The organism is Enterobacteriaceae endosymbiont of Plateumaris sericea (assembly GCF_012562605.1).
In the GTDB taxonomy this organism is placed as follows: Bacteria; Pseudomonadota; Gammaproteobacteria; order Enterobacterales; family Enterobacteriaceae.
Window position 1 is genome coordinate 122,067 of sequence record NZ_CP046224.1, and the last position, 12,090, is coordinate 134,156.

The 12,090-nt window shown below is 19.9% G+C and carries 13 protein-coding genes and 1 tRNA gene; 4 read left to right on the forward strand and 10 right to left on the reverse strand.

Translation table 11 applies throughout. From position 1 onward, the window contains the following. The first annotated feature begins 19 nt into the window (after nt 1-19). Nucleotides 20-1,312, forward strand: a complete 1,293-nt coding sequence (gene tyrS, locus GJT84_RS00600; protein WP_425483709.1) for a tyrosine--tRNA ligase — start codon at nt 20-22, stop codon at nt 1,310-1,312. Between the two features lie 548 nt (nt 1,313-1,860). On the opposite strand, the gene GJT84_RS00605 is transcribed toward tyrS, so the two are convergent. Both GJT84_RS00605 and GJT84_RS00610 read right to left on the reverse strand, forming a co-directional pair. Beyond that, a tRNA-Val gene (locus tag GJT84_RS00605) sits at nt 1,861-1,934 on the reverse strand. A gap of 32 nt (nt 1,935-1,966) precedes the next feature. After that, nucleotides 1,967-3,316 (reverse strand): MATE family efflux transporter, encoded by a 1,350-nt coding sequence (locus tag GJT84_RS00610; RefSeq protein ID WP_168866969.1) that lies wholly within the window; start codon nt 3,314-3,316, stop codon nt 1,967-1,969. A gap of 201 nt (nt 3,317-3,517) precedes the next feature. Between GJT84_RS00610 and grxD the strand changes: the two genes are divergently transcribed. Further along, the gene (gene grxD / locus GJT84_RS00615; RefSeq protein WP_168866971.1) at nt 3,518-3,829 is read left to right on the forward strand and encodes a Grx4 family monothiol glutaredoxin; all 312 of its coding nucleotides are present in this window, start codon (nt 3,518-3,520) and stop codon (nt 3,827-3,829) included. Between the two features lie 13 nt (nt 3,830-3,842). On the opposite strand, the gene rnt is transcribed toward grxD, so the two are convergent. Then, nucleotides 3,843-4,493 carry a ribonuclease T gene (gene rnt / locus GJT84_RS00620; RefSeq protein ID WP_168866973.1) on the reverse strand — a complete coding sequence of 217 codons (651 nt, stop codon included), beginning with the start codon at nt 4,491-4,493 and terminating at the stop codon, nt 3,843-3,845. 133 nt (nt 4,494-4,626) lie between these two features. After that, nucleotides 4,627-5,301, reverse strand: a complete 675-nt coding sequence (gene tsaB / locus GJT84_RS00625) for a tRNA (adenosine(37)-N6)-threonylcarbamoyltransferase complex dimerization subunit type 1 TsaB (RefSeq protein ID WP_168866975.1) — start codon at nt 5,299-5,301, stop codon at nt 4,627-4,629. Between the two features lie 335 nt (nt 5,302-5,636). Here tsaB and hslV point away from each other — a divergent pair, with 335 nt between their 5' ends. After that, nucleotides 5,637-6,164 (forward strand): ATP-dependent protease subunit HslV, encoded by a 528-nt coding sequence (gene hslV, locus GJT84_RS00630; protein WP_168866977.1) that lies wholly within the window; start codon nt 5,637-5,639, stop codon nt 6,162-6,164. A 20-nt stretch (nt 6,165-6,184) separates the two neighbouring features. Then, complete coding sequence (gene hslU, locus GJT84_RS00635) at nt 6,185-7,513, forward strand: ATP-dependent protease ATPase subunit HslU (RefSeq protein WP_168866979.1); 1,329 nt, start codon at nt 6,185-6,187, stop codon at nt 7,511-7,513. 61 nt (nt 7,514-7,574) lie between these two features. Here the strand turns inward: hslU and hisIE are convergent, their stop codons facing one another. The 6 genes from hisIE to GJT84_RS00665 all read right to left on the reverse strand — a co-directional run. Beyond that, nucleotides 7,575-8,201: a bifunctional phosphoribosyl-AMP cyclohydrolase/phosphoribosyl-ATP diphosphatase HisIE gene (hisIE, locus tag GJT84_RS00640; protein WP_168866981.1), complete on the reverse strand. Its 627-nt coding sequence runs from the start codon at nt 8,199-8,201 to the stop codon at nt 7,575-7,577. After that, entirely contained in the window at nt 8,198-8,974 is a 777-nt protein-coding gene (gene hisF / locus GJT84_RS00645; RefSeq protein WP_168866983.1) for an imidazole glycerol phosphate synthase subunit HisF, read from the reverse strand. The genes hisIE and hisF overlap by 4 nt, the downstream gene beginning before the upstream one ends. Further along, the gene (gene hisA / locus GJT84_RS00650) at nt 8,944-9,696 is read right to left on the reverse strand and encodes a 1-(5-phosphoribosyl)-5-[(5-phosphoribosylamino)methylideneamino]imidazole-4-carboxamide isomerase (protein WP_168866984.1); all 753 of its coding nucleotides are present in this window, start codon (nt 9,694-9,696) and stop codon (nt 8,944-8,946) included. The genes hisF and hisA overlap by 31 nt, the downstream gene beginning before the upstream one ends. 4 nt (nt 9,697-9,700) lie before the next feature. Next, a complete protein-coding gene (gene hisH, locus GJT84_RS00655) occupies nt 9,701-10,291 on the reverse strand; it encodes an imidazole glycerol phosphate synthase subunit HisH (RefSeq protein WP_168866985.1) in 591 nt (196 codons plus the stop codon). Beyond that, entirely contained in the window at nt 10,291-11,355 is a 1,065-nt protein-coding gene (gene hisB / locus GJT84_RS00660; RefSeq protein WP_168866987.1) for a bifunctional histidinol-phosphatase/imidazoleglycerol-phosphate dehydratase HisB, read from the reverse strand. Before hisB ends, hisH begins: the two co-directional genes overlap by 1 nt. Nucleotides 11,356-11,369: 14 nt before the next feature. Then, nucleotides 11,370-12,090, reverse strand: a 721-nt coding sequence (locus GJT84_RS00665) for an aminotransferase class I/II-fold pyridoxal phosphate-dependent enzyme (RefSeq protein WP_168866988.1), incomplete at its 5' end; no start/stop codon positions are given.

Here is a 12,090-nt window from a genome sequence, read left to right on the forward strand (position 1 = left end):
AAAAAAGAGATATAAATTAATGATTATAAGTAAAAATAATAAAATAGATTTAATACAAAAATTAGAATATCGTAATATTATTAATCAAATAACAGATAAAAATAATTTAAAAAATATTTTAATGCAAAAAAATATTAATTTATATTGTGGTTTTGATCCTACTGCTGATAGTTTACATATTGGACATTTAATACCTTTGATTACATTAAGATATTTTCAAAAATTAGGGCATAAACCTATTATTTTATTAGGTGGAGCAACAGGATTAATAGGTGATCCTAGTTTTAAATTTGAAAAAAGAAAAAAACAACCAATTAATTTAATAAATGAATTTATTAATAAAATTAGTTTACAATTAAAAAATTTTTTAGATTTTAATTGTGGATCTAATAGTGCAATTATAGTAAATAATTATGATTGGTTTAGTAATATGAATATATTATTTTTTTTAAAAGATATAGGTAAATATTTTTATGTTAATCAAATGATGAATAAAGAATCTATTAAAAATAGAATAAATAAAAATATACAAGGTATTTCTTTTACTGAATTTTCATATAATTTATTACAATCTTATGATTTTGCTTATCTTAATAAATATTTTAATGTAACATTACAAATAGGAGGATCAGATCAATGGGGACATATTATTTCAGGAATTGATTTAATAAAAAAATTATATAAACAAAAAGTATTTGGTTTAACTAATAAATTAATTATTAAAAATGATGGTACTAAATTTGGAAAAACAGAAAATAAACCAATATGGTTAAATCCTCTTAAAACAAGCCCATATGATTTTTTTCAATTTTGGTTAAATATTAATGATAGTTTAGTTTATAATTTTTTAAAAATGTTTACTTCTATTAAAATAAATATTATAGAAGATTTACAAAAATCTAATAATAATTCAATAAAAAAAAATAGTGCTCAAAATATATTAGCTGAATATATGACTTGTTTAGTTCATGGTAAAAATGCATTGGAATCTGCTAAAAAAATTACTGATAATATTTTTTATAAAAAATTAGATAATTTATCTAAAAATGATTTTAATTTATTATTAGATAATGGAATTAATAATATTATATTAGAAAATAAAAACTATTCTTTACAAGAAGTTTTAATATTAAGTAAATTAGCAAAATCTCGTAGTCATGCAAGAAATATGATTGAATCTAATTCAATTTACATAAATAATCAAAAAAAAACAAATATTTTATTTTATTTTACTAAAGAAGATAAAATATTTAACCATTTTACATTATTACGTAGAGGTAAAAAAAATTTTTGTTTATTATATTGGAAATAATATTAAAATAATAATTTTTAAATAAAAATTCATATAAATCAAATATAATACTCATTATACATAATAGATATTCAATTTTACATATATTTTTACTATATAATATAAATTAATTATAATTATATTACTTATATTTTTTAAGAATAATTTTTCTATTAAGACTAGGTAATAATGATCCTAAATCTTTTCTATTATTAGAAATATAACCAACTATATATAATATTATTAAAATATAGCTTACTTTATTGTATAAATATTTAGATTTATTATTATATTTTCATAAAAAGTAAACATACTTTTACTTTGAAACTACTTAATTTTATTAATTTATATGAATTATTTCAATAATAAATAATTTTTTAGTTATTATATTAACTTTTTTATCATTATTTTTTAATAATACTATTAAAGATATTAACAATTATTCAAAATAATTATTAAAAATTAATTTAAATTTAGATTAAACATAATTTTTATTAAAAACATTTAATATGTTCTTTTGATTTATATAAATTTTTATACAAATAAAATTAATTTAAAAAATTAATTCATGCGTTCTAGAGGATTCGAACCTCTGACCATCACTATGTCATAATGATACTCTAACCTACTGAGCTAAGAACGCATAAAATTTTAGTAATGATATCATAAAAATATTTAATATAGAAGTTTTTGTAAGTTTATAATACGATATATTATTAATATAGCAGATGAAGTTAAACCTATAATAAAACCTATCCAAAATCCTGAAGGCCCCATAGGAGAAGACATAATCCAATTAGTCACTGATAAAATATAACCAATTGGAAATCCTAAAATCCAATAAGAAATAAAAGTAATAAAGAAAATAGCAATTGTATCTTTATATCCTTTTAATATACCACATCCTATAACTTGAATAGAATCTGATAATTGGTAAATACCTGATAATAAAATTAAATATGAAGACAAACAAATTATTTCTTGATTAGAACTATATAAAGAAGCAATATTTTTTCTAAAAAAAATACTAATAAAAGAAGTAAAAATAGATATAATTATTCCAATAATTTGTGCGTTCCAACTAATAATAATTGCTTGTTTTTTATATCCTAAACCTAAACAATGTCCTATCCGAATAGTTACAGCAACACCTAATGCAAAAGGAAAAACAAATATTAATGAACTATAATTTAAAGCTATTTGGTGACTAGCAATTTTTTCTATACCCATAGGAGATATAAATAAAGATACTAAAGTAAATAATGTAACTTCAAAAAAAATAGATAAAGCAATAGGAAAACCAATCTTAATAAATTGATATAGTATATTTTTATTTGGTTTACTTAATTTATTAATTATTTTAATATCATTAAAATATATTGAATTAGAAATCCATAATTTAATAATGAAAAACATTATCCAATATATTATTATTATAGAAAATCCACTTCCAATACCTCCTAATTTAGGTAATATCCAATAACCATATATAAAAATATAGTTTATAGGAATAAATAATAATAAACCAATAAAACCAATAATCATACAAGGTCTTGTTAATGATAATCCTTCGCATTTACAACGCAAAACTTGAAAAAATAAATATCCAGGAGTATTCCATAAAATAATTTTTAAATAATGATCAGTTTTAAAAATTAATAATTTATTAATATTTGGTATAAACATAAGAAAATAACCAATTTTATATAAAAAAAACATAATAAGTATTGATATAATTATTACTAATAAATTTGCTTGTTTAATTTGATTGGCTATATGAATACGATTACCAGATCCATTTAATTGAGAAATAATAGGTATTAAAGATAATAATATTCCATGTCCTAATAATATTACAGGTAACCATATTGCTGCTCCAATAGATATTACAGCAATATCTGTATTACTAAAAGATCCTATCATTATATTATTAATAAATCCTATAGAAATTTGAGCTATTTGTGCAAAAAGAACAGGGATAGCAAGACTAAATAATTTTTTTGTTTCTATGAAATATTTTTGCACACATATACCTTTAATTTTTTATAATTTATGTAATCTAATAAAATTATTTATTTTTCATAATATTTTTAAAATGTTATATCAATAAATATTTATTTTTATATTTACTTTTGTATTAATGAATTATATAATATAATGGATATATTAATTATATTTAATTTTAAATTAAATATTTTTAATAAAATAAATATAGAGTATAATTATATGAAAATTTTTGAAAAAATAAAAAAACAAATATCTAATAATCCTATTATTTTATATATGAAAGGATCTCCTAAAAATCCTAAATGTGGATTTTCAGATAAAGCTGTAAAAATTTTAATATCATGTAATATAAATTTTACTTATATTGATGTGTTAAATAATCCTGATATAAGAAAGTATTTACCTAAATATGCTAATTGGCCAACTTTTCCACAATTATGGATTAATGGAGAATTAATAGGTGGATATGATATATTATATAATATGTATTGTAATAAAAAATTAAATAATATTTTAATAAAAAAAATATAATTTAATTCAATAATTATAAATTTTTATATAATTTTATGGGTGGCCAACCTCCTATTTTTTTCCATCTATTTACTAATTTACAAAATAATTCAGCTGTTTTATCAGTATCATATAAAGCTGAATGTGCTTGGTTATTATCAAAAGATATACCTAAAGCATGACAAGATTTAGCTAATACTGTTTGGCCTAATAATAATCCACTCATAGATGTTGTATCAAAAGTAACAAAATGATGAAATGGATTATGATATTTTACTTTAATACGTTTAGAAGCTTCCATAATAAAACTATGATCAAAACTAGCATTATGACCTACTACGACTGCTTTTTTACATTTATTTTTTTTAATTTCATTATAAATTTTATTAAATATAATATTAAATGCTGTATTTTCAGTTACAGCTCCTCTTAAAGGAGAATCTATATTAATTTTATTAAAAGCTAAAGCCTCAGGAGATATATATGAACCTTTAAATGGAATAATATGAAAATGTAAAATTTCATTTTTTTCTAACCATCCATTATTCATTTTAAGAGTGATTAAACCTATTTCTAATATAGCATTATTTTTAGGATTAAAACCTGAAGTTTCAATATCAATAACAACAGGATAAAACCCCCTAAATCTATAGGATAATAAATCTAATTTTACTGAATCATTCATAATATAATCTTTTTATATAATTATTATAAGTTAAATTTTAAATTTAATATATTAGATCAGTAAAATATACCTTTATAAATGAAATTACAAGTATAAAATATTATTAAAAAGTAATATATTTTAAAATATATTTTTAAAATATATTTTTAATATAATTAATATTATTATATATTTTTTTTTTATTTAAAATTAAATTTTTAATAATATTAATAATTGCTTGAGAAGATATAGATAAATTTTGTACTAATTCTAATTTTAAATTTTTATTTAATAATTGTATTATATTATATTTTACAAAATAATTAATATTAGAAACTAATATCCATTTGCCTTTTAATTTTAATATTTTTTTAATTAAATCATCATTATTTAATATACACTCACTTTTTTTACCAATCCATAATCCTTTTTTATTTTTTTTATATAAAGCAAAATACATATTTGTTTTATTATATTGAATTGTTGTTATAATATTTTTAATTCCTGTTTGTATCCATGTTTGTTCAGCTATCATCATTAAATGTGATAATCCTATTTTACTAATATTTAAAGAATATGATAATGTTTCAATAACTGTAATACCAACTCTCATACTAGAAAAATTTCCTGGTCCTGAATTATAAACTAATAAATTAATATCTGATAAAATCATTTTTGAGTCTTTTAAAATATTATTTATCATAAATAATATATATTTTGTATGTTTATTAGGACAATATTTAATTAAATTAAATATTTCATTATTTTTATATAAAATTATTGAACAATACTCATTAGAAGTATCAATGGCTAAAATATTTTTATACATTATTAATTACTACTTATATTTAAGTGATAATATAAAATTATTGTTTTAAAAAAAAATTATGTTATAATTATTATAATTTATTTTAAATAATTATTTAGAAAATTATTTTTATATTAAATATTTAATAATTAAAATTATTAAATTAATATAAAACATTTTATATTAATTTAATAATAAATTGTCAATTTTAAAATTAAAAATATCAAAATATATATAAATATTTTTATATTTGAATTATAATTAAAAAATTTATTTATAACTAATAAAACATTTTCTAAAAATTAAAATTAATTTATTATTCTTATAAAATTTTAAAAAATAATTGAAGATAATTTATGACAACAATTGTTAGTGTAAGAAAAAATGGATATGTTGTTATTGGTGGTGATGGTCAAGCTACTCTTGGAAATACAATAATGAAAGGAAATGTTAAAAAAATTCGTAAGTTATATAATAATAAAGTAATAGCAGGTTTTGCAGGTGGTACTGCTGATGCTTTTACTTTATTCGAATTATTTGAACAAAAATTAGAAATGTATCAAGGTAACTTAACAAAATCAGCTGTAGAATTAGCTAAGGATTGGAGAACAGATCGTTTACTTCGTAAATTAGAAGCATTATTAGTTATTGCAGATAAAATAACTTCATTAATAATTACAGGAAGTGGAGATGTTATACAACCTGAAAATGATATAGTTACAATAGGTTCAGGAGGACCATATGCTCAAGCATCTGCAAGAGCTTTATTGGAAAATACTAGTTTAAGTGCATATGAAATAGTAAAAAAATCATTAAATATAGCAGGAGATATTTGTATATATACTAATCATAATTTTACTATTGAAAAATTATTATCTAAATAAGTATGAGGAAAATGTTCGTTATGTCTGAAATGACTCCACGTGAAATTGTTGATGAATTAGATAAATTCATTATAGGTCAAGATAGTGCAAAAAAAGCAGTGGCTATTGCATTAAGAAATCGTTGGCGTCGAATGCAACTTAATGAAAATTTAAGACAAGAAGTCACACCTAAAAATATTTTAATGATAGGACCAACTGGTGTTGGAAAAACAGAGATTGCTCGCCGTTTAGCAAAATTAGCAAATGCACCTTTTATAAAGGTTGAAGCAACTAAATTTACTGAAGTAGGTTATGTTGGTAAAGAAGTAGATTCTATAATTCGGGATTTAACAGATTCTGCCATTAAAATGATTCGTGTACAAGAATTTAAAAAAAATTGTTATAGAGCAAAAGAAATGGCTGAAGAACGTATTCTTAATACACTTATGCCTGATTCTAAAATTAATTGGAATAAAGAAGAAAATAATAATATATTGTTTAATAGACAACAATTACGAAAAAAATTAAGAAATGGTGAATTAAATAATCAAGAAATTGAAATTAATTTATCTGCTACTCCTATGGGAATTGAAATAATGGCTCCTCCTGGAATGGAAGAAATGACTAATCAATTACAATCATTATTTCAAAATTTTAGTGGTAGTAAACAAAAAAAACGTAAATTAACGATTAAAAATGCTGTTAGATTATTAATAGAAGAAGAAGCAAATAAGTTAGTTAATAATGAAGAAATAAAACATAGAGCAATAGAAGCAGTAGAACAACATGGAATTGTTTTTTTAGATGAAATAGATAAAATTTGTAGAAGAAGTAATAATACATCTTCTGATATTTCAAGAGAAGGTGTACAACGTGATTTATTGCCTTTAGTTGAAGGATGTACAGTATCAACAAAACATGGAATGGTAAAAACAGATCATATATTATTTATTGCTTCAGGATCTTTTCAAACATCAAAACCTTCAGATTTAATTCCTGAATTACAAGGTAGATTACCTATAAGAGTAGAATTAAAAGCATTAACTACTCATGATTTTGAAAGAATTTTAACAGAACCAAATGCATCTATAACAGTTCAATATAAGGCTTTATTAGCTACTGAAAAAGTAAATATTATCTTTACTAAAGATGGTATTCAAAGAATAGCTGAATCAGCTTGGAAAGTTAATGAAACAACAGAAAATATAGGAGCACGAAGACTACATACTGTTTTAGAACATTTAATGTCTGATATTTCTTTTGATGCTACTGAATATAATAATAAATCAATTACTATTGATAAATATTATGTTAGTAAACATCTTGATACATTAATTTTAAATGAAGATATTAGTAGATATATATTATAAAATTAGAAATTTATATTAATTGTAAATATATTTTAAATATATATTAAATATAATAAATTACTTAATATTTATTTTTATTTCTTTTTTGTAAATTTTTAAGAATATCACTAAAATTAATATTTTTATTTTTTAATAAAACTAATAAATGATATATTAAATCAGATGTTTCATCAATAATTTCTTGATAATTATCATTATTAGCTGCTAATATAGTTTCTATCGCTTCTTCACCAACTTTTTGAGATATTCTTTTTGTGCCACTTTTATATAAATTATAAGTATAAGAATTATTAAAATTAATATTTTTACGTTTTTCTAATAAATTTTCTAAAAAATATAAAAAAGTATATTTAGGTATGATTTTATTTTTAAAACAACTATCAATGTTTAAATGACATGTTTTACCTATAGGATTTACTAAAATAAGTAAACTATCTTTATCACAATCAGTAATAATATTTTTAACAAAAAGAAAATTACCAGTTGTTTCTCCTTTTGTCCATAAACATTTTTTTACACGAGAAAAAAAAGTTACTTTTTTAAGTTCTAATGTTTTTTTCAAAGATTCTTTATTTAAAAATCCATGCATTAATACTTGACCAGAAATTTTATGTTGAATAATAGTTGGTATTAATCCATGTGTTTTTTTCCAATTTAATTGATTTAATGTATTTATATCAATTTTCATATTCTAATCTCTATATTTTTTTTGAATAATATTTTTTTTAATTTTTTAATATTAATTATATTTTTATGAAAAACAGATGCTGCTAATGCTCCATCAACATTAATATCTTTATGAAAAACTTCATAAAAATGATTTTCACATCCAGCCCCTCCTGAAGCAATTAAAGGTATTTTACAAATTTTTCTCATTTTTTTTAATTGAATTAAATCATAACCATTAAGTATACCATCTTGATTCATCATATTTAATACAATTTCACCAGCTCCTAATTCTTGTACTGTTTTAATCCATGCAGATGTTTCCCAGTTAGTGATTTTAATATAATTTTGATCTCCTGTATATTTATAAACATAATATTTTTTTTTATTTATATCATACCAAGAATCAATTCCTATAACTATACATTGTTTACCAAAATATTTAGATAATTGAGTAATTAAATTTGGGTTATCTAATGCTGGAGAATTAATAGATATTTTTTCAGCTCCTAAAAATAATATTTTTGATGCATCATCTATTGATTTAATTCCTCCAGCAACACAAAAAGGTATATTAATAATTTTTGCAATTTTTAATATCCATTTTTTATCAATTAATTTATTATTAATAGAAGCTGTAATATCATAGAATACTAATTCATCTGCACCATCTTGTGAATATTTTTTAGCTAAAGTTAAAATATCACCAATTACTTTATGATTTTTAAATTGTACTCCTTTTACAACTTTACCATTACAAACATCTAAACATGGAATAATTCTTTTTGCCAACATACATTAGCCTCTTGAAAAGTAAATTTATTTTCTAAAAATGCTTTACCTATAATAATATTTTTCACACCACTATTTTTTAAATTATGTATATCATTTAAAGAATGAATACCACCTGATGCTTGAAAACATATTTCAGGATATTTTCTAGTTATATCAGTATATAAATCTATATTAGGTCCAGATAATGTTCCATCTCTAGATATATCAGTACATAATACATTTTTTAATCCAATATTAATAAATTTTTCTATTATAAATTCTAAATTTACATTACTATTATTTTGCCATCCATTAATAAATAATATTTTTTGTTTATTAATATCAATTTTTATATCTAGAGCTAAAATAATTTTATTAGGGTTATATATTTTAAACCATTTTTCTACTATTTTAAAATTTTGAATAGCAGAAGATCCTATAACAATTTGAGATATAGGAGTTAAATTAAATATAAAATCAATATCTTCTTGATTTCTAATACCTCCTCCTATTTGTAATGGTATTTTAATATGAGATAAAATAAGTTTTAATAATTTAATTTGTTTTTTTTTAGGATTTTTAGCTCCATCTAAATCGACTATATGTATTTTTTTTGCTCCATTATTAATATAATTTTTTATATAAAATAAGGGATTAAAAGAATATTTATATTTTAAATCAAATTTTCCCTGGAATAATCTTACAACTTTTCCTTGTATTAAATCTATTGCTGGAATTATCATATATTTACATTTCTAAAAAGTTTTTAATTAATTGAATACCATTTATTCCAGAACGCTCTGGATGAAATTGCACTCCAAAAAAATTTTTTTTTTGTATAACAGAACTAAATAATTGAACATAATTGCTATAAGCAACTGTATAATTATTAATATTCATAGCATAACTATGGGCGAAATAAAAATAAGAATTTTGTTTAATATTTTTAAAAAGTGGTTGATTATCAATATAATTTACTGTATTCCATCCCATATGAGGTATAGGTAAATATTTATTTTTAATTAAATTTACTTTAATATCAAATATACCTAGAGTATAAACTCCTTTATTTTCTTGACTATATTTTCCTAATAATTGCATTCCTAAACAAATACCTAATATATCTTTTTTACAAAATTTAATAATATTTAATAAATTATCATGTTTTAATTTTGTCATTGCTGAGTATACTGAACCTACTCCTGGTAAAAAAATTTTATCAGCATTTAAAATTAGATCTGGATTATTAGTAATTTTTGCATAAAATCCAATTTTTTTAATAGTAGATTTTAAAGAAAAAAAATTTCCACAAGATGTATTAATAATTATTATATTCATTAAAATATTCCTTTAGAACTAGGAATTTTATTGTTAACAATATTAATTGCTTGATTTAATGATTTACCAAAAGCTTTAAATAAACTTTCAATTTTATGATGATCATTATCTCCTTTAACTTTTAAATATATATTACATAACATAGAATGTGATAAAGAATAAAAAAAATGTTTAACCATTTCAGTACTAAAATCACCAACTTTTTTATTATTAAATGTTGCATTATATTGTAAATAAGGTCTACCAGAAAGATCAATAGCACATTCAGCTAATGAATCATCCATAGGTAATAAAAAACCAAATCTACTTATTCCTTTTTTATCATCTAGAGCTTTTGATAAAGCTAATCCTAACGTTAATGCAGTATCTTCTATAGTATGATGATCATCAATATGTAAATCTCCTTTTACATTAATATTTAAAATAAAGTTTCCATGTATAGCTATTTGTTCTAACATATGGTTAAAAAAATTAATTCCGGTATTAATAATACTTTTACCTTTTTTATCTAACCATAATTCAACTAAAACTGAAGTTTCTTTTGTAGTTTTTCTTATTATTGCATATCTATTATTTTTTGTTAACTTTAATAAAATATTTTTCCAATTACATGTATTTTTATTATATAAAATACCTTTAATTCCTATATTTTTAGATAATTCCATGTCAGTTGTACGATCACCTATTACATAACTATTTTTTTTATCTAAAGTATTATTTAAATATGATTTTAACATAGTTGTTTTTGGTTTTCTACATATACAATTATCTTGAAGATAATGTGGACATATAAAAACATCATTAAATTCTATACCTTGTGATTTAAAAATATTAATCATAAAATTATGAATCATATCAAAATTTTTTTTAGGAAAATTTTTTGTTCCTAATCCATCTTGATTAGTAATTATTACTAAAGAATAAAAAAATTTTTTTAATTGTGATAATGTTAAAATAACATTTGGTTCAAAAACTAATTTATTAAAATGATCAATTTGATAGTTATCTTTAGGTTCTGAAATTAACGTTCCATCTCGATCAATAAAAAGTACTTTATTAAGCATTATATATTTTCCTTTTAATAAGAAGATAATTCTTGTAAAATAGAAATTAATCTTGTTGTTTCATAATTAGTTCCTACAGAAATTCTTAAACAATTAGATAATCCTATATTATGATCTTGATTTCTTACTATTATTCCTTTTTTTGATAATGCTTTAAAAATATGATTAGAATTAAAAAATTTAGTTAAAACATAATTAGTTTTACTAGGAAATATATTTTTTACAACATGACATTTTTTTAAATTTTCTATTAACTTTTTTTTATTATTAATTAATTTATTAACATTATTATGCATTAAAATTAAATTTTTACGATTTAATGCTTGTATTGCTATATCTGATACAGGTTCTGGAATAGGATAAGGTGCAATAACTTTTAATAATAAATTAATAATTTCTTGATTAGCTAAAACAAATCCACAACGTAATCCAGCTAAAGAAAAAGCTTTAGATAAAGTTCTTAATATAACTAAATTAGAATATTTTTCTATTAAATGTACTATTGTATAATTTATACAAAATTCTATATATGCTTCATCAATAACAACAATAGATTTTCCTTGTGTAATTTCTAATAATTCAATTATATCATTTTGATTAATTAAATTTCCAGTAGGATTATTAGGATTACATATATAAATAATTTTAACATTATTTAATGTTTTTTTAATTGTATATAAATCTAATTGCCAATTTTCCAAACTTTTAATAGCATTATATTTTATACCTAAAATT

Excerpts from the sequence above, each read along its gene's own strand:
- tyrS (WP_425483709.1), top strand. The coding sequence starts at position 20 with ATGATTATAAGTAAAAATAATAAAATAGATTTAATACAAAAATTAGAA.
- grxD (WP_168866971.1), top strand. The coding sequence starts at position 3,518 with ATGAAAATTTTTGAAAAAATAAAAAAACAAATATCTAATAATCCTATT.
- rnt (WP_168866973.1), bottom strand. The coding sequence starts at position 4,493 with ATGAATGATTCAGTAAAATTAGATTTATTATCCTATAGATTTAGGGGG.
- tsaB (WP_168866975.1), bottom strand. The coding sequence starts at position 5,301 with ATGTATAAAAATATTTTAGCCATTGATACTTCTAATGAGTATTGTTCA.
- hslV (WP_168866977.1), top strand. The coding sequence starts at position 5,637 with ATGACAACAATTGTTAGTGTAAGAAAAAATGGATATGTTGTTATTGGT.
- hslU (WP_168866979.1), top strand. The coding sequence starts at position 6,185 with ATGTCTGAAATGACTCCACGTGAAATTGTTGATGAATTAGATAAATTC.
- hisIE (WP_168866981.1), bottom strand. The coding sequence starts at position 8,201 with ATGAAAATTGATATAAATACATTAAATCAATTAAATTGGAAAAAAACA.
- hisF (WP_168866983.1), bottom strand. The coding sequence starts at position 8,974 with ATGTTGGCAAAAAGAATTATTCCATGTTTAGATGTTTGTAATGGTAAA.
- hisA (WP_168866984.1), bottom strand. The coding sequence starts at position 9,696 with ATGATAATTCCAGCAATAGATTTAATACAAGGAAAAGTTGTAAGATTA.
- hisH (WP_168866985.1), bottom strand. The coding sequence starts at position 10,291 with ATGAATATAATAATTATTAATACATCTTGTGGAAATTTTTTTTCTTTA.
- hisB (WP_168866987.1), bottom strand. The coding sequence starts at position 11,355 with ATGCTTAATAAAGTACTTTTTATTGATCGAGATGGAACGTTAATTTCA.